The sequence below is a fragment of the Leptolyngbya sp. UWPOB_LEPTO1 genome (assembly GCF_017302695.1).
Lineage (GTDB): Bacteria > Cyanobacteriota > Cyanobacteriia > Leptolyngbyales > Leptolyngbyaceae > Leptolyngbya > Leptolyngbya boryana.
In genome coordinates this window covers 67798-94063 of the sequence record NZ_JAFLCJ010000005.1, presented here as the reverse complement: position 1 = coordinate 94063, position 26266 = coordinate 67798, and the positions used below count along the sequence as shown (strand labels likewise).

The 26266-nt window shown below is 47.5% G+C and carries 39 protein-coding genes; 34 read left to right on the top strand and 5 right to left on the bottom strand.

Annotation, left to right across the window (positions count from 1 at the left end; genetic code table 11):
- Positions 1-32: 32 nt before the first annotated feature.
- Together J0L70_RS09825 and ureC are read left to right on the top strand one after the other, a co-directional pair.
- Entirely contained in the window at positions 33-1148 is a 1116-nt protein-coding gene (locus tag J0L70_RS09825) for a LuxR C-terminal-related transcriptional regulator (RefSeq protein ID WP_287454279.1), read from the top strand.
- Positions 1149-1275: 127 nt separating this feature from the next.
- Complete coding sequence (gene ureC / locus J0L70_RS09820; RefSeq protein ID WP_287454278.1) at positions 1276-2985, top strand: urease subunit alpha; 1710 nt, start codon at positions 1276-1278, stop codon at positions 2983-2985.
- 85 nt (positions 2986-3070) lie between these two features.
- Here ureC and J0L70_RS09815 read toward each other — a convergent pair whose 3' ends face one another.
- Positions 3071-3445 (bottom strand): c-type cytochrome, encoded by a 375-nt coding sequence (locus J0L70_RS09815; protein WP_017286271.1) that lies wholly within the window; start codon positions 3443-3445, stop codon positions 3071-3073.
- A 223-nt stretch (positions 3446-3668) separates the two neighbouring features.
- Here J0L70_RS09815 and petG point away from each other — a divergent pair, with 223 nt between their 5' ends.
- The 3 genes from petG to J0L70_RS09800 all read left to right on the top strand — a co-directional run bounded on the left by petG (position 3669) and on the right by J0L70_RS09800 (position 5439).
- Complete coding sequence (gene petG / locus J0L70_RS09810) at positions 3669-3782, top strand: cytochrome b6-f complex subunit V (RefSeq protein ID WP_017286270.1); 114 nt, start codon at positions 3669-3671, stop codon at positions 3780-3782.
- Positions 3783-3892: 110 nt separating this feature from the next.
- Entirely contained in the window at positions 3893-4582 is a 690-nt protein-coding gene (locus tag J0L70_RS09805; RefSeq protein ID WP_287454276.1) for a DUF1361 domain-containing protein, read from the top strand.
- Positions 4583-4620: 38 nt separating this feature from the next.
- Positions 4621-5439, top strand: a complete 819-nt coding sequence (locus J0L70_RS09800) for a hypothetical protein (RefSeq protein ID WP_287454275.1) — start codon at positions 4621-4623, stop codon at positions 5437-5439.
- Between the two features lie 100 nt (positions 5440-5539).
- Here the strand turns inward: J0L70_RS09800 and J0L70_RS09795 are convergent, their stop codons facing one another.
- Positions 5540-7153, bottom strand: a complete 1614-nt coding sequence (locus tag J0L70_RS09795) for a 2-isopropylmalate synthase (RefSeq protein WP_017286267.1) — start codon at positions 7151-7153, stop codon at positions 5540-5542.
- Positions 7154-7320: 167 nt separating this feature from the next.
- Entirely contained in the window at positions 7321-7827 is a 507-nt protein-coding gene (locus tag J0L70_RS09790; protein ID WP_239741285.1) for a LabA-like NYN domain-containing protein, read from the bottom strand.
- A gap of 556 nt (positions 7828-8383) precedes the next feature.
- Between J0L70_RS09790 and J0L70_RS09785 the strand changes: the two genes are divergently transcribed.
- The 26 genes from J0L70_RS09785 to J0L70_RS09660 all read left to right on the top strand — a co-directional run bounded on the left by J0L70_RS09785 (position 8384) and on the right by J0L70_RS09660 (position 24668).
- Positions 8384-10846, top strand: coding sequence for a protein kinase domain-containing protein (locus J0L70_RS09785; protein ID WP_287454274.1), 2463 nt, complete (start codon positions 8384-8386; stop codon positions 10844-10846).
- A 303-nt stretch (positions 10847-11149) separates the two neighbouring features.
- The gene (locus tag J0L70_RS09780) at positions 11150-12145 is read left to right on the top strand and encodes an aromatic ring-hydroxylating dioxygenase subunit alpha (RefSeq protein ID WP_287454273.1); all 996 of its coding nucleotides are present in this window, start codon (positions 11150-11152) and stop codon (positions 12143-12145) included.
- Between the two features lie 103 nt (positions 12146-12248).
- Positions 12249-12542 carry a hypothetical protein gene (locus J0L70_RS09775; RefSeq protein WP_287454272.1) on the top strand — a complete coding sequence of 98 codons (294 nt, stop codon included), beginning with the start codon at positions 12249-12251 and terminating at the stop codon, positions 12540-12542.
- Positions 12543-12548: 6 nt separating this feature from the next.
- Positions 12549-12944, top strand: a complete 396-nt coding sequence (locus tag J0L70_RS09770; protein ID WP_287454270.1) for a type II toxin-antitoxin system VapC family toxin — start codon at positions 12549-12551, stop codon at positions 12942-12944.
- 481 nt (positions 12945-13425) lie between these two features.
- Positions 13426-14064 carry a 50S ribosomal protein L3 gene (rplC, locus tag J0L70_RS09765; RefSeq protein WP_268183196.1) on the top strand — a complete coding sequence of 213 codons (639 nt, stop codon included), beginning with the start codon at positions 13426-13428 and terminating at the stop codon, positions 14062-14064.
- A 3-nt stretch (positions 14065-14067) separates the two neighbouring features.
- Positions 14068-14703, top strand: a complete 636-nt coding sequence (gene rplD / locus J0L70_RS09760; RefSeq protein WP_017286260.1) for a 50S ribosomal protein L4 — start codon at positions 14068-14070, stop codon at positions 14701-14703.
- Complete coding sequence (locus J0L70_RS09755; RefSeq protein ID WP_017286259.1) at positions 14693-14995, top strand: 50S ribosomal protein L23; 303 nt, start codon at positions 14693-14695, stop codon at positions 14993-14995. Before rplD ends, J0L70_RS09755 begins: the two co-directional genes overlap by 11 nt.
- An 18-nt stretch (positions 14996-15013) precedes the next feature.
- Positions 15014-15877 carry a 50S ribosomal protein L2 gene (rplB, locus tag J0L70_RS09750; RefSeq protein WP_017286258.1) on the top strand — a complete coding sequence of 288 codons (864 nt, stop codon included), beginning with the start codon at positions 15014-15016 and terminating at the stop codon, positions 15875-15877.
- Positions 15878-15895: 18 nt separating this feature from the next.
- A complete protein-coding gene (gene rpsS, locus J0L70_RS09745) occupies positions 15896-16174 on the top strand; it encodes a 30S ribosomal protein S19 (RefSeq protein WP_017286257.1) in 279 nt (92 codons plus the stop codon).
- A 5-nt stretch (positions 16175-16179) separates the two neighbouring features.
- Positions 16180-16539, top strand: a complete 360-nt coding sequence (gene rplV / locus J0L70_RS09740) for a 50S ribosomal protein L22 (RefSeq protein WP_287454265.1) — start codon at positions 16180-16182, stop codon at positions 16537-16539.
- A gap of 15 nt (positions 16540-16554) precedes the next feature.
- Entirely contained in the window at positions 16555-17307 is a 753-nt protein-coding gene (gene rpsC / locus J0L70_RS09735; RefSeq protein ID WP_017286255.1) for a 30S ribosomal protein S3, read from the top strand.
- 109 nt (positions 17308-17416) lie between these two features.
- Positions 17417-17845, top strand: coding sequence for a 50S ribosomal protein L16 (gene rplP, locus J0L70_RS09730; protein ID WP_026148407.1), 429 nt, complete (start codon positions 17417-17419; stop codon positions 17843-17845).
- A 3-nt stretch (positions 17846-17848) separates the two neighbouring features.
- Positions 17849-18055, top strand: a complete 207-nt coding sequence (rpmC, locus tag J0L70_RS09725) for a 50S ribosomal protein L29 (RefSeq protein ID WP_017286253.1) — start codon at positions 17849-17851, stop codon at positions 18053-18055.
- 6 nt (positions 18056-18061) lie between these two features.
- Positions 18062-18307 carry a 30S ribosomal protein S17 gene (gene rpsQ, locus J0L70_RS09720; RefSeq protein ID WP_017286252.1) on the top strand — a complete coding sequence of 82 codons (246 nt, stop codon included), beginning with the start codon at positions 18062-18064 and terminating at the stop codon, positions 18305-18307.
- Between the two features lie 18 nt (positions 18308-18325).
- Positions 18326-18691, top strand: coding sequence for a 50S ribosomal protein L14 (rplN, locus tag J0L70_RS09715; RefSeq protein ID WP_017286251.1), 366 nt, complete (start codon positions 18326-18328; stop codon positions 18689-18691).
- Entirely contained in the window at positions 18692-19042 is a 351-nt protein-coding gene (rplX, locus tag J0L70_RS09710) for a 50S ribosomal protein L24 (protein WP_017286250.1), read from the top strand. It begins immediately after the preceding gene.
- A 49-nt stretch (positions 19043-19091) separates the two neighbouring features.
- A complete protein-coding gene (gene rplE / locus J0L70_RS09705; RefSeq protein ID WP_017286249.1) occupies positions 19092-19637 on the top strand; it encodes a 50S ribosomal protein L5 in 546 nt (181 codons plus the stop codon).
- A 25-nt stretch (positions 19638-19662) separates the two neighbouring features.
- A complete protein-coding gene (rpsH, locus tag J0L70_RS09700) occupies positions 19663-20064 on the top strand; it encodes a 30S ribosomal protein S8 (RefSeq protein WP_017286248.1) in 402 nt (133 codons plus the stop codon).
- 72 nt (positions 20065-20136) lie between these two features.
- Entirely contained in the window at positions 20137-20685 is a 549-nt protein-coding gene (gene rplF, locus J0L70_RS09695) for a 50S ribosomal protein L6 (RefSeq protein ID WP_017286247.1), read from the top strand.
- 3 nt (positions 20686-20688) lie between these two features.
- Positions 20689-21054: a 50S ribosomal protein L18 gene (gene rplR, locus J0L70_RS09690; RefSeq protein ID WP_287454258.1), complete on the top strand. Its 366-nt coding sequence runs from the start codon at positions 20689-20691 to the stop codon at positions 21052-21054.
- 11 nt (positions 21055-21065) lie between these two features.
- Positions 21066-21593, top strand: coding sequence for a 30S ribosomal protein S5 (gene rpsE, locus J0L70_RS09685; protein ID WP_017286245.1), 528 nt, complete (start codon positions 21066-21068; stop codon positions 21591-21593).
- A gap of 9 nt (positions 21594-21602) precedes the next feature.
- Positions 21603-22046, top strand: coding sequence for a 50S ribosomal protein L15 (rplO, locus tag J0L70_RS09680; protein ID WP_287454255.1), 444 nt, complete (start codon positions 21603-21605; stop codon positions 22044-22046).
- 343 nt (positions 22047-22389) lie between these two features.
- Complete coding sequence (locus J0L70_RS09675; protein ID WP_287454253.1) at positions 22390-23760, top strand: AAA family ATPase; 1371 nt, start codon at positions 22390-22392, stop codon at positions 23758-23760.
- A gap of 67 nt (positions 23761-23827) precedes the next feature.
- Entirely contained in the window at positions 23828-23977 is a 150-nt protein-coding gene (locus tag J0L70_RS09670; protein WP_287454251.1) for a hypothetical protein, read from the top strand.
- Complete coding sequence (locus tag J0L70_RS09665; RefSeq protein ID WP_268183179.1) at positions 23971-24234, top strand: RelB antitoxin-like protein; 264 nt, start codon at positions 23971-23973, stop codon at positions 24232-24234. The genes J0L70_RS09670 and J0L70_RS09665 overlap by 7 nt, the downstream gene beginning before the upstream one ends.
- On the top strand, positions 24228-24668 hold the full coding sequence (locus J0L70_RS09660; protein WP_268183177.1) for a type II toxin-antitoxin system VapC family toxin: 441 nt from the start codon (positions 24228-24230) through the stop codon (positions 24666-24668). The genes J0L70_RS09665 and J0L70_RS09660 overlap by 7 nt, the downstream gene beginning before the upstream one ends.
- 114 nt (positions 24669-24782) lie before the next feature.
- On the opposite strand, the gene J0L70_RS09655 is transcribed toward J0L70_RS09660, so the two are convergent.
- Both J0L70_RS09655 and J0L70_RS09650 read right to left on the bottom strand, forming a co-directional pair.
- On the bottom strand, positions 24783-25079 hold the full coding sequence (locus J0L70_RS09655; RefSeq protein WP_268183174.1) for a type II toxin-antitoxin system RelE/ParE family toxin: 297 nt from the start codon (positions 25077-25079) through the stop codon (positions 24783-24785).
- On the bottom strand, positions 25076-25300 hold the full coding sequence (locus tag J0L70_RS09650; protein WP_017286239.1) for an addiction module protein: 225 nt from the start codon (positions 25298-25300) through the stop codon (positions 25076-25078). Before J0L70_RS09650 ends, J0L70_RS09655 begins: the two co-directional genes overlap by 4 nt.
- A gap of 98 nt (positions 25301-25398) precedes the next feature.
- Here J0L70_RS09650 and J0L70_RS09645 point away from each other — a divergent pair, with 98 nt between their 5' ends.
- From J0L70_RS09645 to J0L70_RS09635, 3 genes are all read left to right on the top strand, one after another.
- Positions 25399-25545 (top strand): hypothetical protein, encoded by a 147-nt coding sequence (locus J0L70_RS09645; RefSeq protein WP_287454246.1) that lies wholly within the window; start codon positions 25399-25401, stop codon positions 25543-25545.
- A gap of 81 nt (positions 25546-25626) precedes the next feature.
- Complete coding sequence (locus J0L70_RS09640; RefSeq protein WP_017286237.1) at positions 25627-25863, top strand: type II toxin-antitoxin system Phd/YefM family antitoxin; 237 nt, start codon at positions 25627-25629, stop codon at positions 25861-25863.
- Positions 25860-26123: a Txe/YoeB family addiction module toxin gene (locus J0L70_RS09635; RefSeq protein ID WP_287454244.1), complete on the top strand. Its 264-nt coding sequence runs from the start codon at positions 25860-25862 to the stop codon at positions 26121-26123. Before J0L70_RS09640 ends, J0L70_RS09635 begins: the two co-directional genes overlap by 4 nt.
- Positions 26124-26266 lie beyond the last annotated feature (143 nt).

Below are 26266 nucleotides of genomic sequence, written 5' to 3'. Positions count from 1 at the left end.
CGAGTCACTAGATTCTTCGATCGAGATTTCTAATGCCTCAACCGCCAAGCATCGCTGATTCGGCAAGGATTTTGCTCGATTTACAACAGATCAATGAAATTGCTCAAACGCTTTCAGGCTGTCTGATCCCGGAAGAAATTGCGCGAACAGTCACCACCGGATTAATCGATCGATTCGATTTTGCAATGGCTCGATTGTGGCTGCTCGACCCCGATCAAGCGATGCTGCGACTCGTTGCATCAGCAGGGCTGCACACTCGCACAGATGGTAGATTTGCTAGAGTTCCGCTCGGTGCTTACAAGGTTGGTAAAATTGCTCAAAATCGCATTGCTTTTTTGAGTAATAATCTGCCTGCTGAGTCCTGGGTGGGCGATCGAGCCTGGGCGATCGAGAATCGAATTCAAGGCTTTGCAGGCTACCCGTTAGTTGCCCACGATCGCGTGATTGGCGTACTCGCGATGTTTAGCCGCCATGTACTAGCTCCCGAATTTTTGGAGGTTTTACAGACCCTCTGCACGATTGTCACCATTTCTTTAGATACTGCAATTCAGTATCAGCAAGCACAGCACAATCAGTTTAGTTCTACTAGCCAAGCTAATGAACTAATGCTGTCTGAGCAACTTGTAACTGTATTGAAAACAGCACGATTGACGCTAGTAGGGACAGAGCGAAGTTTAGCACCGTCGATTGTCTATGGGTTTCTTAAAGCCGCCGAAGTTCTCAGCACTGTGGACTGCTCTTATGGTCGCTTGATCTACAGTGAGAGTGCGGTTTCACTCGAAGCAACCGTTCCCACAGCAAAAATTGCTGAACCGGATGCTGTTCGATGGTTAACGGCATCCTTTGATCGCATTTTTCCCACTTCTAAACATCGCGACATTCAAACCCAATTAAGTTCTGACCAGAAACTGATTCAGATTGTTCTGAGTGTTCCTTACACTTCGAGTGTGTCACCCTCGATTTTGTCAGAACGAGAGGTCGAGATTCTCACGCTGCTCACGCAAGGAAACCGCGATCGCGATGTCGCTGAACACTTAATCATTAGTGAGAGCACAGTGAAGTTTCACATCAACAACGTACTGAGCAAGCTGCAAGCAAAAACCCGATATCAAGCGATTTATCAAGCCCTCTCATCAGGTTGGATCTAGCCGCAAGTCATGCTCCTTTCCCCACTCCCCCAAAATCCGTCAAAATCCGTCAAAATCCTAAAGGCATCCAGAACTGAGAGAAATTGCCCTGATAATAAACAACCGAGAATTTGTCTGAGGTTGCCCTATGAGCTATCGCATGAATCGCCGCGCCTATGCTGAAACTTTTGGTCCAACTGTGGGCGATCGCGTTCGCTTAGCTGACACTGAATTGATCATCGAAGTCGAACAAGACTTGACGACTTACGGGGATGAAGTGAAATTTGGCGGTGGAAAAGTCATTCGGGATGGCATGGGGCAGTCTCCGATCACAAATGCCGATGGTGCAGTCGATGCCGTGATTACGAATGCGCTGATTCTCGACTGGTGGGGGATTGTCAAAGCAGATATCGGCATCAAAGACGGCAAAATTCATGCGATCGGCAAAGCAGGCAACCCCTACATCCAAGACAATGTCACGATCATTATTGGGCCTGGAACCGAAGCGATCGCGGGAGAAGGCATGATTCTCACGGCAGGGGGAATTGATACTCACATTCACTTCATTTGTCCCCAACAGATTGAAGTCGCGATCGCATCTGGCATTACGACCATGATTGGAGGTGGAACTGGACCTGCTGCGGGAACGAATGCGACGACTTGTACTCCTGGCCCTTGGTACATTCATCGGATGCTGCAAGCGGCTGAAGCATTTCCGATGAATTTAGGCTTCTTGGGCAAAGGAAATTCGAGCCAACCGGATGCGCTCGAAGAACAAATTAAGGCGGGTGTAATGGGATTAAAGCTCCATGAAGATTGGGGCACGACTCCAGCCGCGATCGATACCTGCCTCAGCGTTGCGGATGAGTATGATGTGCAGGTTGCGATTCACACGGATACACTCAATGAAGCGGGCTTTGTCGAAGATACGATCGCAGCGTTCAAAAATCGAGTCATTCACACCTATCACACCGAAGGTGCAGGAGGTGGACATGCTCCAGACATTATCAAAGTCTGTGGTGAGGCAAACGTTCTGCCTTCTTCGACAAATCCGACCCGACCTTACACACTGAATACGCTGGATGAGCATCTGGATATGTTGATGGTCTGTCATCATCTTGATCCCAGTATTCCAGAGGATGTGGCGTTTGCAGAATCTCGGATTCGTCGAGAAACGATCGCGGCTGAAGATATCCTGCATGATATCGGTGCTTTCAGTATGTTGTCTTCGGATTCGCAAGCGATGGGGCGGATTGGAGAAGTAATCATTCGGACTTGGCAGACTGGTCACAAGATGAAAGTTCAGCGCGGCGCTTTGTCAGAAGATAGCGATCGCAATGACAATTTCCGCGCAAAACGCTACGTCGCCAAGTACACGATCAATCCTGCGATCACTCATGGCATTGCAGACCATGTGGGATCAGTCGAAGTTGGGAAATTGGCTGATTTGTGTCTATGGCGACCTGCAATGTTTGGCGTGAAGCCAGAACTGGTGATCAAAGGTGGCATGATTGCATGGGCACAGATGGGAGATGCGAATGCAAGTATTCCGACTCCACAGCCTGTGCATATGCGTCCGATGTTTGGCAGTTTTGGAGGTGCGATCGCGCCGATTTCTCTTACCTTTGTTTCACAAGCTTCGCTCAAGAAAGGCGGATTGGGTTCGCTGAATCTGCAAAGACAGTTAGTTCCGGTGTCGGGAATTCGGAGCTTGACGAAGCGGGATATGAAATTAAATGATGCAATGCCGCAGATGGAGGTTGATCCTGAAACTTATCAGGTGCGTGCAGATGGAGAATTGCTCACGTGTGAGCCTGCAACGGTGTTACCGATGGCGCAGCGGTACTTTTTATTCTGATCCGGAACTTTATAGAGTAGGGAGTGGGGAGAACCATGATTTTAGATTTCTCTCTATCTCCCTATCCAATTGATTGTGCAGCTTGCTAGAGACTCTCTAAATAGCTCAGCAAATCTGCCATTTCTTGTGGGCTAGGCTGAAATTTGGGCATGGGAGGAGTCTGTCCGCTGATCACCTGCTTGATCAGACGGGGAGGAGATTTTCGATCAGAAACATTTTTCAGACTAGGACCAACTTTGCCATCTGCCATGATTCCATGACATCCAGCACAGTTAATCTGAAAAATCGCATGACCTTGAACTGAATCCCCATGCAGTGATAACACCTCCTGGACATAGGGGTCAGGTCGGTGCAATCGGGTTGCACCCAAAAGCGCCACTACGATCGCAAAACAAACCACTAGCACGATCGTAATAATTCTTTGGGATAACCCTTCAGATTTGACAAGTTGCTCGTTCAAAAGAGGATATCAAGGAAAAGGACTGTAAAAAATATTCACTCATTTACTAAACAGATTTTAACAACTTTCAGGAACCCCTGCTGCACCGAAATCTGTAATCTTGCAAAAGTTCTGGAGAATAAAAGGTGTTTCAGCGTTGGAGCTACAAGAGGGGCTAAGATAGGAATAAAGAAACCTTCATGATTTAAGTTTCAAAATCTTACAAACTGAGGAGAGTTCAGACATGGTTGAGCCAATTTTGCTTGGCATCGTGCTGGGATTAGTGCCTGTCACGTTAGCAGGTTTGTTTGTTGCCGCTTACACCCAATATCGTCGCGGAAACCAACTCAATCTCTAATCATTCAGAGGAACCCCGGAAAATCTCCGGGGTTTTTTTATGGGGTTGTCATACGATCGACAAATCGAGCCGTTAAATTTGCATCAAAAGTAATTTCTCAATACTGAATTATGGACTTTTCGATCAAGTTGTTGGTTTCAGAAGCGATCCGGACAGTCGTGAATCATGCAGATTGGATAGGCTGGAACCTTTTCCTAGCATTTATCCCTTTGGTTTTGAGCGTGTTTCTGTTTCGACGAACACCTATCGTGAAAACTGCGATCGAATATCGTCACCGCTCCTTATTCTGGTGGCTTGGAGTTGCAGTCTTTGTCGCATTTCTTCCCAATGCGCCCTATATTCTCACTGATATTATTCATTTTGTGAACTGGGTGCGTGCAGGTGCTTCGATTTGGGTTGTTACCCTCATTTATGTTCCGTTGTTTGTTGTATTCCTGACAGCGGGATTTGAAGCGTATGTGATGTCATTAATGAATGCTGGATATTATTTGAAACAGCGCGGGTTAAGACACTATGTTTTCCCGATGGAATTAACTTTACATGCACTGAGCGCGATCGGGATTTTTCTCGGGCGCTTTTTACGCTTCAATAGCTGGAATATTTTGACGCATTGGAACGATGTGGCATCTAGCCTGGTTGGAGATGTGTTTGATCGACAACCGATGATCACGATTGTCATTACGTTCATCATTTTGACTCTGCTGTATGCGCTGGTAAAACCGCTGCATTTTGCGATGTCACACTACTGGAAATTTCGTCCGCAACCCGAACGATCGCAATTCGTAATTCCGAACTCGTGAATGGTAGTTAAATGCAGTTTCTGAGACTGCATTTTTTTATGATGACTATCCGGGCGATCGTGTTGGCGGGAATTGGTGTGTTTGGGATGGCGGTGGCTTCGGTTCGGGCAGAAACGGTCACTAAGACCGTTCAGCAAGGCAATGTGAAAGCAGAATTGTCGTATGAGCGCGATCGCAAGCCTGACGAATTTCCGCAAGTTCAAAATCTGCGCTTGAAAATTCAGCGCTCCAATCAAACTGTTTTTGACAAGGCTCCTGGCTCTGAAGAATACGATCGACCCCTGCTGGATTGGAATGCAGAAGATCAAGATAGTTTCCTGGTGCGTGACCTCAACGGCGACCAAGAGCCTGAAGTGATTCTCGATTTCTTTACAGGTGGCGCGCATTGCTGCACGTATTCGCTGATCTATCACTACGATGCGAAGCAGCAGCAATATGTTGAGTCACGGGCATTTTGGGGGAATTTGGGCTATCAACTGCAAGATTTGGAGGGAGATGGAAAAGTCGAATTTATGAGCGCGAATGATAGCTTTGCCTATGCGTTTACGAGCTATGCAGCCTCAGCGTTTCCGATTCAGATTTGGCGGTTTGAGAATGGCAAGATGATCGATGTGACTCGCACATATCCCAAGCTCATTCATAGTCATGCCTATCGGCTCTGGCAAGCGTATCAGGAAGTGAAGGGGAACGATGCCGATGTGCGGGGGATTTTGGCAGCTTACTTGGCAGATAAGTATTTGCTTGGTCAGCAAGAGGACGGCTGGAAGCGGTTACGGCAGGTTTATCAGGAAAGCGATCGTGAAGAGTATTTCGCGAACTTGCGGAAGTTTTTGAAAGAATCAGAGTATGGCGATTGATACCCAATTCAAGGATTTGGCTGACCCAAACTTGAAAAGAATCCCCTGAAGTCTCCTGATTCAAAGAGGACTTGAGGGGATTCAAAGATCAATTGTCTGTTTAGACCGTCGTTTGAGATGCAATCACCTGCTGACTATCCGCAGTTTGCAAGGAAGCATACAGACGATTCAGGGCGTTTACATAAGCTTGAGCCGATGCCACGATAATATCCGTGTTCGCAGCACGACCTGAGAAAACACGATCGCCATATTTCAATCGAATCGTAACTTCCCCGATCGCATCAATGCCTGCGGTGACAGACTGCACCGAGAACTCGATCAATTGATTCGGCACATTTACGACTCGATTGATCGCTTTGTAAACTGCATCGACTGGCCCTGTTCCGGTAGCTGCATCCGTTAGCTCATCTCCATCCGGAGTAATTAAGCGCACGGTTGCGGTCGGACAAGCTGAATCGCCGCAAGAAACCTGAACGAGTTCTAAACGGAACAACTCCGGCACATGCTGAACTTCGTCATTGACGATCGATTCCAAATCGCGATCGGTGACTTCTTTCTTTTTATCCGCCAATTCTTTGAATCGGACAAATGCTTTGTTCAGTTCTTGATCGGTTAATTCAAATCCCAGTTCGCCCAAGCGAGAGCGGAACGCATTCCGTCCCGAGTGTTTGCCCAAGACGAGTAGAGTATCGTTTAGCCCGATCGTTTTCGCATCCATGATCTCGTAGGTCTGCCGATTTTTCAGCATTCCATCTTGGTGAATGCCCGACTCATGCGCGAACGCATTTGCTCCGACGATCGCTTTGTTCGGCTGAACCAACATTCCTGTCAAACTCGAAACCAAACGCGAGGTTTTGTAAATCTCTTGCGTATGAATTCCAGTCAAAGGCGTTTCCGATTCAACCGGACGACCGAGATAAGGATTGAAATACGATCGCCGCACGTGCAGCGCCATCACCAGTTCTTCGAGCGAGGCATTTCCAGCCCGTTCGCCAATGCCGTTGATCGTACATTCAAGCTGACGTGCTCCATTTTTCACCGCTTCGAGGAAGCAGGCGACCGCTAAGCCCAAATCATTGTGACCATGCACAGAAATAATCGCTTGATCGACATTGGGAACGTTTTCTTTGATGCCGCGAATCATGTCCCCAAATTCGCTCGGAGTCATGTACCCAACCGTATCGGGAATGTTGATGGTTTTTGCGCCTGCTGCGATCGCGCGTTCTAACACCTGATACAGATACTCAGGGTCGGAACGGGCTGCATCCATCGGCGAAAATTCCACATCATCGACAAACGATTTCGCGTAGGCGACCATTTCTTCAGCGATCGCTAAAACTTCCGCGCGGGATTTCTTGAGCTGATATTCCAAGTGGATATCAGAGGTCGAGATAAAGGTGTGAATTCTAGGTTTTGCAGCGGGTTTGAGCGCTTCGGCTGCCGCTTTGATATCTGCGGGAATCGCACGAGCCAAGCTACAAATCGTCGGACCTTCTGGTGTACCTACGGCTTGGGCAATTTTCTGAACCGCCTCGAAGTCTCCAGGGCTAGCAAAAGCAAATCCAGCTTCAATAATGTCAACTCCGAGTCGAGCAAGCTGACGCGCGATCGTAAGTTTTTCATCCACGTTAAGGGTTGCGCCGGGGCACTGCTCGCCATCGCGCAAGGTGGTATCGAAAATCAGAATGCGATCGTCAGATTTAGATGCGTTCATAGCTCGACTGTTTTTTGGAGTGTATTTTTTGTAGAGAAACAATCAAATTCTGCTAAAACCGATGCCCGAATAGCATTTCAGCCTTCGGGCATAGATCCTGTCAGAATTTCTGTAGTGATTGTAGCGCTTTTTGTAGTACGCCGATGAATCGCGTGATGAAATGTTGACTAATATTCAGCCTTTTCGATGCGATCGCGAATGTCGTTGAGATCAATATATCGATCGGTGACATTCCGAAGCTCACGCGCAATCATTCCTTCTGTCGAAACCACCGTAATGTGGGTGTTTTTCGAGCGGAGTTGTTCGATCGCGCGCTCAAAATCGCCGTCCCCGCTGAATAAAATCACGCGATCGTATTGCTCGACCGTGTTAAACATATCCACAACGATCTCGATATCAAGATTCGCTTTCTGCGAATATCGACCCGAAGTATCGTCATAATACTCCTTGAGAATCTTTGTCCGAACCGTATAGCCCAAACTAATCAAAGCATCTCGGAAGCCCCGCTGGTCTTGGGGATCTTTCAATCCGGTGTACCAATAAGCATTAATTAGCTCAACGTTCTTTTCAGAAGTAAAATACTCTAAAACACGTTTTGGATCAAAGAACCAGCCGTTTTTTTGTTGGGCATAGAACATATTGTTTCCGTCTACAAAAATAGAGAGACGGTTCATTGAGTAATGCATAGAAGCTAGAGAACGTAGAACTTGTATAAGCAAGATATGTGAATAATTAATTCTAGCAACGGAAAACTGAGAGCGGACTAAAAAAACTTAGAATTCCACGGAATTCAGATTTAGTGCGCGACTCGATTTATGGATAAATACTGACATTTCTCCGTTACAAGTGCGATAGGTCGCAGCTTCTAATCGGCTTCAATCGTCAGTTGTCCTTGAATAAATCCACTTTGTTTTAGTAACAGATAAAACCAAAGTGAGGGACAGCTGACACGATTCATCTGGATGTGGCGGAGTTTTCCTAACATTTTAAATTAGATTTATACAGCAATAGGGAATAGACCTTTACTTTAGTGAACGTGAGCGATCGCGGCAGTTCCTCGGCAATTAGATAGATTTTAACAGTCAGATTATCAGTATTGCATTCGACGAGGCGTTAGCTTCTACTCGTATGATTAGGGATAGAACAAGTTCGATCGAAAACCGTCCTGACTTAAGCGATTTTGTGTGATTGATCAAACGTCCCGGTTTGTTGAGTGCGACTGTATCTAAGATGTCAAAGAAAGTTTCTCCTGCTGGATTATTTCAGGCGTTGACGCTCACCCTAAAATCAGGGTTACGGTCTGGTTTGTTTCAGCAGACGACGGTGAAGCAGCCAGGAGACTTGACGACTGAGACCATGCCGCTAGAGGACGATTCAATCGATCGCGCAATCGCCCCAACAGAATCGCCGACTAAGAAGGACACCAAATTTATTCGATTGGGGCAGGGCTGCCTGGTTTTGTGGGCATTGGTTGCAGGTCTGGTCACTGCGATCGAACCCGAATCTGCTCAATACTGGGAGCGCCAGATTCAGAGTGCTATGTTGCGTATCCGAGGAGCAGTTGCGACTCCGGATAAGATTGTGATTTTGGCGATCGATGATGAAACGCTGCTGCAACTTTCAGGATCAGGTCGCTTACCTCGACGCTCTGCCTATGCAAAAGCGATTGATCGAGTCATGCAATCTGGAGCAAAAGCTGTTGGGGTGGACTTAATTCTGGATTTGCCGAGCTTTGGTGAAACTGAGGTTTCGACAGATTGTACCGAGCCGAATCAGAAACTTGCAGAAGACGATCGCCAACTCCAGCAAGTTTTACAACGCTATGGTGGGCGAATTACTTTAGCGGTCGAAACCAGCCGTCTAGATAATCGCCAAGGTGAACAAATGCGGCTATCGCTGCCATTTTGTCCGTTCCGAGCCGCGAATATTTCCTATGGATTGATTGAGTATCCAAAAGAGGCTAACGAGAAGATTCATCGCTTAGGCAGTGCGGCAGTGCAGAAGGTGCGATCGTCTCCTGAAATGGCGGCATTGTTTGATGAGGAAAAGATTTTGCCGTTTGCAGATGCGGTTTTGCGATCGGCGAACCTACCGCCTTCAACTGCACGAGGAGAAAATCTCTTTTTGCATGGCGGTGATGGCACATTCAGTCGGACGACGATTCCATTTTGGAATGTTTTATCAGAAGAGAATTGGAATAGCGATTTTCTCAAACGAGGACAGGTTTTCAAAGACAAAATTGTGCTAATTGGAGTTACCGCTTCCAATATCAGCCCTAGTTTGAATACTGCCGTTGGCATGATGCCTGGAATTGAACTGAATGCCAATGCGATCGCAACTCTGCTGGAGAATAAATCGATTCGCAATGCATTTCCGAATTCCAGTCTTGCTGGACTCGCGATCGCGGGATTAGTCCTGAGTGCTGGATTTTTGCAAATGCAAACCAAACGTCCAACAGGAAGACTCGGTTGGGCAGGAGCAATTGCGCTCTTTTGGGCAGGAATCGGATATGCGACATTCACGCAGGGCTTGATGATTTTACCGATCGCTGTGCCGATCGCGGCTATGCTCCTCACCGGAGTTTCCTTCTTGGGGACGGGTCTAGCGCATGAGTACCGCAACAAATTAGCTTTCCGCAAGACGCTCAAACAATTTGCCAGAGCACCCTTAGTGCAAGAACTGATTCGAGATCAAGAAGAGTTTCAGACTCTACTCCAAGAGCACGAGCAAGAAATTTTAGGGAAACAGCTTGGCGGGCGCTACAAGATTACTAAAGTTCTCGGTTCAGGTGGCTTTGGTGAAACCTACATTGCAGAAGATAGTCAACGTCCTGGCAATCCAGCTTGTGTAGTCAAACATTTGCGTCCAGCGAGTAACAATCCTCGACATTTACAGCTTGCTCGTCGCTTGTTTAGATCTGAAGCCCAAAGCTTAGAGCGATTAGGCGAACACGATCAGATTCCTCGATTGCTGGCTTACTTTGAGGAGGACGGAGAGTTCTATCTCATTCAAGAATTCATTGCAGGTTCGATGCTGAGTGAAGATCTCACAATCGGGCGACATCTGCCGGAATCTCGCATTGTTCCTTTGCTGCAAGATCTCTTACAAATCCTCGATTTCGTTCACAGTCGAAATGTGATTCACCGGGATATTAAACCCAGTAATATCATTGTGCGATCGCGCGATAAAAAGCTCGTCCTCATCGACTTTGGAGCCGTTAAAGAACTTCATCAACAACTGGCTGAAGGCGATATTGCAACAGCGACGATCGGGATTGGGACTCAAGGGTATATGCCACCCGAACAATGTGCAGGGAATCCTCGATTAAACAGTGATTTGTATGCCGTTGGAATGATTGGCATTCAGGCGTTGACTGGATTACCTCCTAGCCAATTGCAAGAAGATCCAGAGACAGGAGAAATTGCTTGGCGCGATCGCGCAATTGTCAGTGGTTCCCTCGCTGCTATTCTGTCGAAGTTAGTCCATCGTGATTATCGATCAAGATATCAATCTGCAAAAAGCGCGATCGAGGATCTGGCTCAACTGACGAATCTTTCAACATTAACGCTCCCTCCAGAATTCTTTGTTGCGGCTGCAATGGAGATCGAAGAAGATGTGACAACAACTCGCCCCTGGCCCGAAACCTTTGGTGAAGAGGAGCTACCCCCCACTGAAGCACCACCAGAAGTCTGAAATTTACTTTTTAGCGCGGATTTATGCTGCTCTGATAGCCTCCAAATGGGTGCTATCAGTTATCGAGAGGCACGATTGTCCAACAAGAACAAAGCCTGACCCCCGTTACTTTCTTTACAGACAGAGAATCAGAGGAAAGAGTAAATTTGCTTTTAGTAACTTCATCCTGCATAAATTCCCGGTGCTCAATGAAAGCAATTCCAAGGCTCTCGAATCTACCCGTCGTGGATAAGGTGCTAGTCAGACACTGATAGCATTCAGGATTTCCTCATCTCAAAGAACCATATTAGTGAAGCGAATCCTATGATTGATCCGATTCTGTGGAATGACTGGCATCCTGTTGCTCGGTCAGCTGATCTCAAACCTGGAACCATTCTGCGATCGCGGCTACTCGGCACCGATTTAGTCCTTTGGCGCGGGCAGAATACAGACGCAATAGCTTGGGAAGATCGCTGCCCACATCGAAGCGTGCAACTTTCCAATGGCACTGTAGTAGATAACACGCTGGTCTGTCCTTATCATGGCTTAGCTTACAACTCAGCAGGACAATGTGTTAAAGTCCCGGCTCATCCTAACTATGTCCCACCAAAACAAGCCTGTGTGAAATCGTTTGCGGTACAAGAACAGTATGGGGTCGTTTTCGTTGCGCTCGGCAACCCGCCTACATCAGTTGCTCCGTTTCCTGAATGGAATGATCCGACATTTCAGACTTACCTCAGCGGTGGGCATTACTGTCGCTGTAGTGGATTGCGAGCCATTGAGAATTTTCTTGATGTAGCTCATTTTCCGTTTGTCCATGCCGGAATTTTAGGAGAACCTAGTCAACCTGTGATCGAAGACTATGAGGTACATTCGATCGATACAGGCATTTACATGAAGAATATCCAAGTCTGGCAGCCCGATCCCGATGGAACTGGACAGGGAGGTATTGCTACTTACGAATATTGGACGCTCCGTCCCTTAACTGCTGCCCTGATGAAGAAACGGGAAGATGGTCAAACGATGGTGCTTTTAACTTACATGACCCCTGTTTCTGAAGAAGAATGTCTTGGATGGGTATGGGGAGCATTGAACTATGCTCATCACCTATCCGAAGCAGAGATGGAGGCGTTTCAGGATGAGGTCATGCTGCAAGATGTCGGAAATTTAGAATCCCATCGTCCAAAACGGTTGCCGCTGGATGGTCAGACAGAGTTTCACTTGCCGAGCGATCGCGCTTCTCTCGCCTATCGCAAATGGCTCAAACAACTGGGAGTAACTTACGGTACATTGCGATCGTCAACAACGATCGTAGTCTAGCTCAAGCAAAGCAAATCTCTGTTTGTCGTTGCAAGGGTCAACAGAATGGCTAGTGCTATCTCTTTATCTAAAATAGACCTAAGTACTGACGGAGAATTGCATCATGACTCCACACCTCGAAGCCGCGATCGCGGCTATCCAACCCCTCTCTCCTACAGAGCGCCAACAACTCCTGCAAATTCTTCAAAATGACACGATAGAAGACTCTCAAGTTGATCTGAAAGTACTTGACAAACAATTTCGGCAAGGGCTGACACTTCAGCAACTTCGTGCGAGTCAAAACCCCCAAACATTTAATGCGAGTAACTTGAAAGCTTTTGGTACAGGTATCTTTCCTGAGGCAGACTCGATTGAAGACTTTCTCGCATTCTTACAGCAACAGCGTCAAGCGACCTAATGTTCTATGAACCTGCTTCTGATTGACACTGATATTGCTTCCTTCATCTTCAAGGCGAGTGACTACGCTACTCCATATCTTCCACTTCTGAATGGTCATGATTTAGCCATCTCATTTGTGACAGTTGCTGAACTCTATCAGTGGGCAATTCTGCGTCAGTGGGGAGAACGTCGTCTTGAGCAGCTAAAGCAGTCTCTTCTGAATTACATCATTATTCCAAGCGATGAACTGCTTTGTCAGGAATGGGCAAAAGTTCGGGCTGAGCGACACGTTATCGGACGGCCCATTTCACCCCAAGATGCCTGGATCGCAGCGACAGCTCTCCGGCATGATTTACCTCTAGTCACATACAATATCAAAGACTTTCGCGACACTTCTAATTTACGGTTGGTGACTTCTTAATTTTCCTCCCGTTCCCACTCTGAAAATTTTCTAGACAGTTTTGCCAATTGTGTCCTATAGTGTTTAATTGTCGCTAAAATTCAGTTGGGCAATTTCCGGGAAATCTCTCTGGATAAAACTCCGAGAGCATTTTTATGTGTGCTTGAGCGCACAGTAAAGCCTCCCAGAACTTGCAACCCTTCAAGCAAGAAGCTGAGCCAAATCAGTCTTTCTTCGCGAGTAGATTCCGACTCCTGGAAACTGAGTAGCAACCCTACTTAAGTCCGATCGGAAATCGCATTTTCAGAGCAGATGCACTATCAGCTTTTCGATAAATGCTTGAAGAAACCAACTTAAAAACGCGGAATCCGCTGCCTCCAATCTCCTTGGGGCAAGATTCTTCTGGTTGTCCGACCGTGGATCCGTTGGAGTGACTTGAGACGCAGAGCGGCGATCGTTGGGTTCGCTGATTCTGCATAACGTGTAAAACAGGAGAAAAACAGTGGCTGTCGGAATTGTCGGCACGAAACTGGGCATGACACAAGTGTTTGATGAACAGCGGAGAGCAATCCCCGTTACCATCATTCAGGCAGGTCCTTGCCCCGTGACGCAGGTAAAAACTAAAGAAACAGACGGATATTCTGCAATCCAAATCGGATATGGCGAATGTACCGAGAAAGCATTGAACAAGCCCGCGCTTGGTCATCTGAAAAAATCAGAATCTCCGCCTCTGCGCCACTTGATGGAATATCGAGTCGATAACGCAGGAGACTACACCCTCGGTCAGCAATTGAAAGCTGATTTGTTTGAGGCAGGTCAAATTGTAGACGTGGTTGGAACTAGCATCGGACGTGGGTTCGCCGGTTATCAGAAACGTCACAATTTTGCCAGAGGTCCAATGTCGCACGGTTCTAAAAACCACCGTGAACCAGGTTCGACTGGAGCAGGTACAACTCCTGGACGGGTTTATCCTGGGAAGCGCATGGCAGGTCGCTTAGGTGGAACTCGTACCACAGTTCGGAAGTTGACCATCGTGCGCGTCGATGCAGAACGCAACTTGATCTTGATCAAAGGTGCAGTTCCTGGAAAACCCGGTGCGCTGGTAGAAATCGTGCCCGCTACGATCGTCGGGAGCAAATAGACAATGGCAGACTTTAAAGTAAAAGATTGGGACGGCAAAGAGTCGGGAACTGCCGCAATCGAATTAAAAACCGCAAGACCCGAAAGTGCAGCTGGCATTCTGCACCGTGCTGTGGTTCGTCAGTTGGCGAATGTACGTCAAGGTAATGCTTCAACCAAAACGCGATCGGAAGTGCGCGGTGGTGGACGCAAGCCTTGGAGACAGAAAGGAACTGGTCGTGCCCGTGCAGGTTCGAGCCGTTCTCCGCTGTGGAGAGGGGGCGGTGTGATCTTTGGACCGAAACCCAGAGATTACTCGATCAAAATGAACCGGAAAGAGCGCCGTCTAGCGCTGAGAACGGCATTCCAAGGACGCGCAGAAGATTTGATCGTCGTGCAGGACTTTGCAGCAAAGCTGCCGCGCCCGAAAACGAAAGAATTAGTTGCAGCGCTGTCTCGTTGGGGTGTTGAAGCTGGATCGAAAGTCTTGATGATCGTGGCTGAACGCGATGATAATGTTTATCTCTCGGCTCGCAACGTTGAAAGACTGAGACTGATCTCAGCAAACAACCTCAATGTGTATGACTTGCTGCACGCAGATCATATTGTTGCGACATCTGCCGCATTAGAAAAAATCCAGGAGGTGTACGGTGAAGACTGATCCCCGCAACCTAGCCGATCTGATTCGCCGTCCGCTGATTACGGAAAAGGCGACTCGGTTACTAGAACTGAATCAATACACGTTTGAAGTGATGCCCAAAGCATCCAAGCCTGAAATCAGAGCCGCGATCGAATACTTATTCGATGTCAAGGTGACTGGAATCAGCACCATGAATCTTCCTCGCAAGAAGAAACGGGTCGGCAAGTACATCGGGTACAAACCCACCTACAAAAAAGCGATCGTCACCCTTGCAGAAGGCGACTCGATCACGCTGTTCCCCGAACAAGTATAACCACCAAGAGAGCAAGTTATGGGCATCCGAAATTATCGACCCTATACCCCCGGCACTCGCCAACGCAGCGTGACTGACTTCGCGGAAGTCACGAAATCGGAACCCGAAAAGTCTTTGGTGACATACAAGCACCGCAAGAAAGGACGGAACAACCGAGGCGTGATCACCTGTCGTCACCGGGGCGGCGGTCACAAAAAACTCTATCGAATCATCGACTTCAAACGCGACAAGCGTGGAGTCGTTGCGAACGTTGCTGCGATCGAATACGATCCGAACCGCAACGCTCGCATCGCATTGCTGTACTACACGGACGGCGAAAAGCGTTACATCTTACATCCAGTCGGATTGCAAGTTGGAACGAAGGTGCAAGCGGGTGCAGATGCACCGATCGAAGTTGGAAACGCATTGCCTTTAGAGAATATTCCTCTCGGTACGATCGTTCACAACGTTGAGCTTCAACCGGGTAAGGGCGGACAGATCGTTCGTGCTGCGGGTGCTGCGGCTCAAGTGTTTGCAAAAGAAGGCGACTATGTCACCTTAAAACTGCCTTCGACTGAAGTTCGCAAAGTTCGCAAAGAGTGTTATGCCACGATCGGACAAGTGGGCAACACCGAGCACCGCAACCAGAGCTTAGGAAAAGCAGGTCGGAAACGTCATTTAGGTCGTCGTCCTGAAGTTCGTGGTAGTGTAATGAACCCAGTGGATCACCCACATGGTGGTGGTGAAGGACGTGCGCCCATTGGACGCTCTGGTCCTGTTACACCTTGGGGTAAACCCGCTTTGGGTGCGAAGACTCGCAACAAGAAGAAACTCAGCAGCGCCTTGATCGTGCGTCGTCGTCGTAAGACTTCTAAGCGCGGACGTGGCGGACGCGAATCGTAGTTAAGGAGACGATAAACGATGGCACGTTCATTGAAAAAAGGTCCCTTTATTGCAGACCACTTGATGAAGAAAGTGGAAGCAGCACGGGCAAAAGGAGACAACCAAGTGATCAAAACTTGGTCGAGAGCGTCCACCATTTTGCCGCAGATGATTGGCATGACCTTTGGCGTACACAACGGCAAAACTCATGTTCCAGTCTATGTGAGCGAACAAATGGTTGGACATAAGCTAGGTGAATTTGCGCCGACTCGGACTTACCGGGGACATGGCGGCGGCGATAAGAAATCGCGGAGATAGAAACAATGGCGACACAAACACCAGGAGAAGTTAAGGCAGTAGCCAAGTACATTCGGATGTCACCGTTTAAGGTGCGTCGAGTTCTGGATCAAATTCGCGGTCGTTCCTATCGGGAAGCGCTGATTATCCTAGAATTCATGCCGTATCGCGCGTGTGAGCCTGTCTTGAAGGTTCTACGATCGGCAGCAGCCAACGCTGAGCATAACGAAGGATTAAACCGGGGAAGCTTGGTTGTCAGTCAGGCTTATGCTGACCAAGGACCTGTGCTAAAGCGGTTTAGACCGAGAGCACAGGGGCGGGCATATCAAATCCGCAAACCGACGTGTCACATCACGATCGGTGTTGCTCCAGGCGCAGATTCATAAGGGAGAACAACCAAAATGGGACAAAAGATTAACCCCAATGGATTTCGGCTGGGTGTGATTAAAGAACACCGATCGCGCTGGTTTGCAGAAGCCGATCGCTATCCCGAACTGCTGCAAGAAGACCACAAGATTCGGAATTTCTTTATGAAGAATCCGAAGAATCTGGACAACTTGAAGAAGCCCGGGATCTCCGAAATCCGAGTCGAGCGGAAAGCTGACCAGATTGATTTAGAAATTCGTACCTCTCGCCCCGGCGTTGTTGTTGGGCGCGGTGGTGCTGGAATTGAAGTGTTGAGAACAAACCTTCAGCAAGTATTGGGCAACAGCGATCGTCAAATCCGCATCAACGTGGTGGAAGTAGCGAGAGTCGATGCCGATGCAATGTTGATTGGAGAGTACATTGCTGAACAACTCGAGCGTCGGGTTTCGTTCCGCCGTGTCGTTCGTCAAGCAATCCAACGCGCTCAGCGGGCTGGCATTGAAGGAATCAAGATCCAAGTGAGTGGTCGTCTGAACGGAGCTGAAATTGCCCGTCCAGAGTGGACTCGCGAAGGTCGAGTTCCCCTGCACACCTTGAGAGCAGATATTGACTACGCTTACACCACTGCACAAACGATCTACGGAACGTTGGGGATCAAAATCTGGGTATTTAAGGGAGAAATCCTACCCGGACAAGAGCGCGAAGCAGAAGTCGTTGCGCCGAACCAACAGCCCCGTCGTCGCCAGCAGCGTCGTCAGCGTTTTGAAGACCGATCGAATGAAGGGTAGAAACAGCGGGGAGTAGGGAATAGGGAGAAAAAGACTGTCAAAGCGGAATCTTGCTCTCCCCACTCCCCACTCCCCACTCCCCACCCACAGACCTTACAGGTATCGACCAATGTTAAGCCCAAGAAGAACAAAATTCCGTAAGCAGCAGCGCGGTCGGATGCGAGGATTGGCGACACGCGGAAGTCAACTCAACTTCGGTGACTTCGGCTTACAAGCCCTAGAGCCAACCTGGATCACATCGCGCCAAATTGAAGCTAGCCGTCGAGCGATGACGCGCTACATCCGCCGGGGTGGACAAATCTGGATTCGGATTTTCCCTGACAAACCCGTCACTGCACGTGCCGCAGAAACCCGGATGGGTTCTGGTAAAGGTGCGCCTGAATACTGGGTTGCAGTCGTTAAACCGGGTCGGATCATGTTCGAGATCGCAGGAGTGCCCGAAGAAACTGCAAGAGAAGCAATGCGACTCGCCCAGTACAAACTCCCGATCAAAACTAAATTCATCACCCGTCAGCAAGTCGTCGAGGAGGAATCATAAATCATGGCACTTCCAAAAATTGCGGACGCACGCGAACTCAAAGACGAGGAACTCTCAGATCAAATTCTGGCTGTCAAGAAAGAGCTATTTCAACTCCGAATGCAGCAAGGGACTCGTCAACTCGATAAACCCCATCAGTTCAAACATCTTAAGCACCGCCTCGCGCAGCTTTTGACCGTAGAACGTGAACGACAGTTGAAAGGTGAGTAATCCCAAATGGCAGTCAAAGAAAGAGTTGGCGTAATTGTCAGCGACAAAATGGACAAAACGGTAGTGGTTGCGGTCGAAAGCCGTACCGCGCATCCCAAATACGGAAAAATCGTAGTCCGAACCAAGCGCTACAAAGCACATGACGAAGAAAACAAGTGCAAAGAAGGCGATCGCGTTCGGATTCAAGAAACTCGCCCCTTAAGCCGCACCAAACGCTGGGCTGTGCTTGAGATCCTGAGTACCAAAGCCTAACCCTACTAGGAGACGGACATGATTCAGCAGGAAACCTATCTCAATGTGGCAGACAACAGCGGCGCACGGAAACTGATGTGCATTCGCGTGTTGGGCGGCAATCGTCGCTATGCCGGCATTGGTGATGTCATTGTTGCTGTCGTGAAGGATGCAACCCCGAACATGGCAGTGAAAAAGTCGGACGTGGTGAAAGCCGTGATCGTTCGCACCCGGAAAACTTTACGTCGTGATAGCGGCATGAGCATCCGGTTCGACGACAACGCAGCGGTCATCATCAACGCAGACGGAAATCCCAGAGGCACGCGTGTGTTTGGACCCGTCGCTCGTGAACTTCGTGAGAAGAACTTCACCAAAATCGTATCTCTAGCTCCGGAGGTGCTGTAGATGGCACTTAAGAAGAAAAAGTCCCCCGTTGCACTGAAAATGCACGTTAAAACGGGTGACACTGTACAAGTGATTTCTGGAAACGACAAGGGTAAAGTGGGCGAGGTTGTTCGCACTTTCCCTAGACTCAGCAAAGTCATCGTCAAAGGCGTAAACATCAAAACCAAGCATGTTAAGCCAAAAGGCGAAGGCGAATCGGGCAGTATTGAGACCTATGAATTTCCGATCCATAGCTCGAATGTCATGTTGTATTCCGAAAAGCAAAAAGTTGCATCCAGAGTTTGCTACACCTTCACCGAAGATGGTCGCAAGGTTCGCAAACTGATCAAAACTGGCGAAATCATTGATTAGCCCTTGAACTTAACTTAGCCCTGACCAAGCCCAGGGAGGAACTAAAACAATGTCCAACAGACTGAAAACCTCGTACGAAGAAAAAGTCGTTCCCAAACTCAGAGAGCAGTTTGGTTACACCAACGTCCACCAAGTTCCTAAAGTCGTCAAGATCACCGTGAACCGGGGTCTGGGCGAAGCGTCACAGAATGCGAAAGCGCTTGAAGCATCTGTCAACGAACTCGCAATCATCACTGGTCAAAAACCTGTTGTAACTCGCGCTAAAAAAGCGATCGCAGGTTTCAAAATTCGTCAAGGAATGCCAGTTGGGGTGATGGTGACGCTCAGAGCTGACCGCATGTATAACTTTTTGGACCGTTTGATGAACCTCGCGCTGCCTCGGATTCGGGACTTTCGCGGTATTAGCCCGAAAAGCTTTGACGGACGAGGAAACTATACCCTCGGTCTGAGAGAGCAATTGATCTTCCCTGAAATCGAATACGACAGTGTCGATCAAATTCGGGGGATGGACATTTCAATCATCACGACTGCAAACACCGACGAAGAGGGACGCGCCCTGCTGAAAGAAATGGGTATGCCCTTCCGCGATCAGTAAATGCAGTCAAATCACAGAGGCAACTATGGCAGCGAATGACACTATTTCAGATATGCTGACGCGCATTCGGAATGCAAGCTTAGCGCGTCACCAAACCACCGAAGTTCCATCGACTCGTATGACTCGCAGTATCGCTGAGGTACTGGTCTCTGAAGGCTTTATTTCTTCAGTGGAAGAAGTCGGCGAAGCTCCGAAAAAGAATCTAGTTCTTGGCTTGAAATACAAAGGCAAGAACCGCAAACCGATCATCACCGCTCTCAAGCGGGTAAGCCGCCCAGGTTTGCGTGTGTACTCGAACCGTAAAGACCTGCCTCGCGTGTTAGGCGGGATCGGAATTGCGATCGTGTCCACCTCAAGCGGCATTATGACCGATCGCGATGCCCGGAAAACGGGAGTTGGCGGAGAAGTCCTTTGCTACGTCTGGTAATTGTTGGTCGATTGGGTTGCCCAACGTTAGAGATGTGAATTTAACGCATCTGTACGATAGAGGAAATTAGCTATGTCTCGGATTGGAAAACGTCCTATTACGCTTCCCGCTAAGGTGACGATCACGATCAACGGTCAAGAAGTCGTGGTTAAGGGACCCAAAGGTGAACTCACAAGAGTTCTGCCTGCGGGAGTCACCATCAGAACTGAAGGCGATACGGTGAATGTCGATCGCGTGAATGATTCTCGGATGGCAAGAGAGCGGCATGGATTGTGCCGTACGCTCGTTGCGAACATGGTTGAAGGAGTTTCGACAGGCTTTAGCCGCCGCCTCGAAATTCAAGGGGTCGGTTATCGGGCTGCTGTTCAAGGCAAAAACTTGAACATGAACATGGGTTATAGCCATCCTGTGCTAATTGAGCCGCCGGACGGGATTCAATTCCAGGTCGAAAACAACGTCAACGTTACGGTCACGGGCATCGATAAAGAGATCGTTGGAAACACAGCCGCGAAGATTCGGGCAGTCCGTCCGCCTGAACCTTACAAAGGTAAAGGGATTCGCTATGCAGGCGAGAAGGTTCGTCGCAAGGTTGGTAAGACTGGCGGTAAAGGGAAAAAATAAACCATGAGCAAAGTAAGTCGTCGAGAATCTACACGCCAGCGCCACCAGCGAATTCGTCGCCGTGTTTCTGGCACTTCAGAACGTCCTCGGTTAGCCGTTTATCGATCGAACCAGCATATTTATGCTCAGTTAATCGATGATGTCGCTCAAGCGACCATTGCTTCTGCATCGACTGTTGATCCAGAAGTGAAAGGCAAGATCGAATCGGGTGCAAACTGTGCAGCCGCGTCAGAAGTGGGTAAATTGATTGCCCAACGTGCGAAAGCAAAAGGCATCGAGCAAGTGGTGTTCGATCGCGGTGGTAATTTGTATCATGGTCGCGTCCAGACCTTAGCGGATGCTGCCCGTGAAGCTGGTCTTAACTTCTAGGAGCAAAACATATGGCTAAGGCGAAAGGCAAAGAAAAGAAATCCCGTGAAAAGGAATCTGATTTCCAAGAGCGCGTTGTCCAAATCCGTCGTGTGACTAAAGTAGTAAAGGGTGGTAAAAAACTCAGCTTTAGAGCGATCGTGGTTGTCGGCAACGAAAAAGGTCAAGTCGGCGTTGGTGTCGGCAAGGCAAGTGATGTCATCGGCGCGGTGAAGAAGGGTGTAGCAGATGGTAAAAAGCATCTGATCGAGGTTCCTTTGACTAAGGCGAACTCGATTCCTCATCCTTCTACTGCTTCTGGCGGTGGTGCGAAAGTAATGATGCGTCCGGCTGCTCCAGGGACTGGGGTAATTGCTGGGGGCGCGGTTCGGACTGTGCTTGAGCTTGCGGGTGTGAAAAACATTCTCGCTAAGCAACTCGGTTCGGGTAATCCTCTGAATAATGCGCGTGCGGCTGTGTCTGCTTTGAGTGGGCTGCGTACGCTGTCGGATGTTGCACAAGAGCGTGACATTCCGGTTGAAAAACTTTACGGCGTTTAGGAGGCATTGATGAGATTAGAAGATGCTGTGCCTCAAAAAGGCTCAACCAAGCGCAAACGTCGCATCTGCCGTGGAATTTCTGCGGGTCAAGGTGCGAGTGGTGGTTTTGGAATGCGGGGTCAAAAATCTCGATCGGGTCGTCCGACTCGTCCGGGGTTTGAAGGGGGTCAAACTCCTTTGTATCGCCGCTTGCCGAAGTTGAAATACTTTACGGTGATCAATCGTAAGCACTTTACGGTGATCAATGTTGGAGATTTGGCTGAGTTGGCGGCCGGAACTGAGGTTTCGTTGTCTTCTCTGCTGGATGTAGGAATTGTGACTCAGGATGATGGCCCGTTGAAGATTTTGGGTGATGGCGACTTGTCGGTGAAACTGACTGTGAAAGCAGCAGCGTTTACTGAAGGCGCTAAATCGAAGATCGAAGCTGCTGGCGGAACTTGCGAAGTTGTTTAAGTTCTAAATTTAGTTAATTAAGAGATCCCCACACTAGCTAGTGTGGGGATTTTTTGTTTGGTGCCACATATTAGAGAATTTTCGTCGTGTTGATGAATTGTTTCTCTCTATTCCAGATTTTCCAACTCAGTATTATTTAATACTTATTTTTTAAATTACTGAATAAGATTGAACTGAGTTGGTCTTTGAAGCCTTCCATTTGTTCGATCTTAGATCAGGCTCCATACCGGGCTTATAAGTATTAGTGTAATAAAGCACTAGTATTTTTAGAGATCCATCAGTACAATGTGAGGCGAAAGCAAGGTTTCTAATATCTAGATTCGCGGAGTAGAATTTCTGATCTATGCAATATGCAGAATTAGTGCAAGAGGCAAATCTTTTCTTTGAAGCTGTTTCCCCTCTGCTTCAACTTGGTGAAAATGTTACGGCTTGCATACTGCGCGATCTTGGAAAAATTGCATATTTATCTGCCGCTGGTGATGGAGAGCTTAGCTCTAATGAAGCATTCTTCTGTGCCTTAGTTTATGCAATGATCAATGGCAATGAGACTGCATTAAATCACTTGAACTATTGGAATTCCTCAGCGGAAGTTAGAAATACCTACAGGCAATCTGTTATTCAAATTCTTAATGCTGCTGCTGCTGAAGGAGAGCATACCAATTATCAGTTGGTTACTCCAACAGTTCTAAGAAAAGTTGATAAGGAACATGGGCTTCAACTTTGTGAACCTTTCATCAACGCTATGTACCGTCTAGCTCAAATAATGATTAAAGCAGATGGAGAGGTAACATTGGATGAAGTTGATGTCTTGCCAGCCGTTGAAAGGTTGTTACTTCAAGATGCCTTTGATGATGATGCCTTTACAACCGACGACATAGAGGATGAAGATTTAGATTGCCAAGAAGATAGTTTGGAGCAGGTGCTTGCTGAGCTGAGTGAGTTAATTGGTATGCAAGAGGTGAAACAGGAAGTTAAAACACTAACCAACTTCCTCACAGTACAGAAAGCTCGCTCAGCGAGAGGAATGGCTAAAACACAAACATCTCTGCATACTGTTTTTTGTGGCCCACCTGGAACCGGAAAGACAACTATTGCACGATTACTTGGCAGAATCTACAAGAACTTGGGATTTCTTGCTAAAGGGCATGTTGTTGAAACAGATAGATCGGGCTTAGTTGCTGGATATGTTGGGCAAACAGCCCAGAAGGTTGAAGAACAGATTCAGAAAGCCCTAGACGGGGTACTTTTTATTGATGAAGCTTATGCCCTAAAGCCTTTTGATTCTTCTAACGATTTTGGTCAAGAAGCGATCGATATCTTACTAAAAAGAATGGAAGATTATAGGGATAGATTAGTTGTGATCGTAGCGGGTTATCCTGATGAAATGGCTCATTTTCTTGAGTCTAATCCTGGTTTGAAATCTCGGTTCAATCGATTTTTCAAATTCGATCACTATCAGCCAGATGAGTTACTACAGCTATTCGAGAAATGCTGCAAAGATAATCATTATAAAATCACTCATGAAGCAAGGCTAATTTTGAAGCATACGTTGCACACAATGTATGTCAACAGAACTAAAACGTTTGGAAATGGAAGAGATGTAAGAAATCTTTTTGAAAAGACGTTGGAAAAACAAGCTAACAGAATTGCAATTGTAGACAATCTTACTGAGGAGATTCTGTCAACAATTCAACCAATTGATTTGCCTCTCTAAGTGTTTAATCGCACTCTACCCCTTCTCCTTCAGTCTTCCATACCTGAGAACTTTGAAAGAATGGAACATGGTTCAAGTTCAGGGCAATCTGATGAGATCGCTTCGGGCTAACACGATCGCTTTTCTCCATCTAATTGAGCGATCGTACTTCTATGCAGTTTATTCGAGCGCGAGATATGATCAATACACGATCGTCTGGAGGTTGCAGAAATGCTAGATGTCGATAAGCAATACGTTTACAACGAGCAAGGAGAAGCGATCGCAGTTCAAATTCCGCTTGAGCAATTTCGACAGATTGAGCAACTTCTTAGCAACGTTCCGCAACCCATTTCACAAGATGAGTCCGATCAACCGGAAGCAGAACTGGAATACGTGAACGGGATTTTGGTCATCAAATCTCAGGGCACGAAGATTCCTGCTTCGATCGTGGACGATATGCGCGAAGAACGGATTCGGGAACTTGGTGGATGGTAAAAGTTTTGTTCGACACAAATATTATTGTCGCTGCTCTGTCTGAAGCTCACGAAATGCACGATCGCGCTAGACCCTGGTTAGCACAAGTACAAATCGATCGAACTATTGAAGGTTTCATCTCAACCCATAGCTTTGCAGAATCTTATTCTATTCTGACACGACTGCCACCACCTTATCGAATTAGTCCGGCAAACGCCGAACGCCTTTTATCAGAAGATTTGACTCAGTTTACTAGAATCAGTTTAACGGCTGAGGATTATCAAGCAGTACTCAGAAAAGTAGTTCAGATGAATATCTCAGGTGGTGGAATTTACGATACTCTCATTGCCTATGCTGCTCTCAAAGCAAATGTAGATATGCTTTTAACATTTAATGTTAAGCACTTTGTCAGATTGGGAGAAGAAGTTGCACAACTCGTTCAGCTTCCTGATTGACGTTTAGGAACAGTGTAACCAAGCAGGGAAAATGGCTCAAGTTCAGGGTAATCTGATGCGCGATAGCTTCGGGCTAATACGATCGCTTCTTCCACAGAATGCTTCGACCTCAGCTTAATTTCTCGATCGCCATTTCTTCGGATTCGCTCGGCCGTGAATAATCGCTAATACAATCACGCGATCGACAACAACGCGATAATAGATTACATAAGGAAATCGCCGCACAACAGCCCGTCGGATATCTCTGCGAACCACTTCATACAACTCTGGCATCTGACAAATCTGATTCAGCCTCTCATCCACACAATCTAGAAAATCATCTCCAAGATCCTCTTGTTGTGCCTCATACCACTGATAAGCTTCGTCCAACTCTTGCCGCGCTTCTGGTCGAACAATTAAAACAAAACTCATGACTTTTTCTTAATCGAGGCTTTGACCTCTTCCCAAGTCATGACATCATCTGGATTTGCATCATAAGCCGCACTTCTACGATCGAGTTCCTGCTCCTGTTCCAGTGTTAATTCAGGAAAACCCTGCTCCGCTGCAATTCCATCCCAAATCGCTTGAACCAGGCGAATACGATCGTCAATACTCAACTCATTAATCTGATTCAAGGTATTGTTGATGTCCATGCCATTGCCTCGATATCTACTCCCAAGATAAGCGATATCTAATCGATAGATCGATCTATCGATTAGATATTTGTCTAATTCAATATTTTTTGGTAGACATGATCGCTTTTCGCTGTGCCGAAGGCAATGTGATTCACATTCCTGTAGAAGAATTTCAAGAAATTGAGCGGATTTTTTCACAGGAAGGCGATCGCGTACCAGAAGAATCTGAATCCGACAAGAATCTGAATCCGACAAGAACCTGAATCTGAGCAACCGGACGAAGAAATCGAATACCTGCACTAAAATGGAGCAGATATCATCTTGGCAAATCGAGGGAAAAGCGTATGATTCCAGTTGATGATGCTCGACAGCAATTGCAAGATTTGATTGATACCGTCAGTAAGTCCCATCAACCGATCGTGATTGCAGGGCAAAACAACAATGCTGTGTTGCTCTCTGAAGCAGATTGGGCATCAGTGCAGGAGACGCTCTATCTGCTCTCTGTTCCAGGAATGCGAGAGTCGATCCGGGAAGGATTGGCAACCCCGATCGAAGAGTGCGATCGAGAGTTAGAGTGGTGAACTGGAAGCTGGTGTACACGAAACAGGCACAGAAAGACGCTAAAAAACTTGCTTCTAGCAACTTACGAGAAAAGGCACAGGAATTACTTGAGATCTTGCAGGAAAACCCGTGGCAAAATCCACCCCCTTACGAGAAACTAATCGGAGATTTGGAAGGTGCATATTCTCGACGAATCAATATTCAGCATCGATTAGTATATGAAGTCATCGAGTCTGAGAATACGGTGAAAATTTTGCGGATGTGGACGCATTATGAATAACTCAGATGACGCGCATACGGACTTATTTTCTATTAAGCTATCCTCGTTTCTGCACGAGATCCGACTTGAGAAAAAGGGGGAATGGAATTTGTTCAAATTTAGCGACGCTTTACAGCTCCGGATGAAAGAATTGCTAGAGAAGC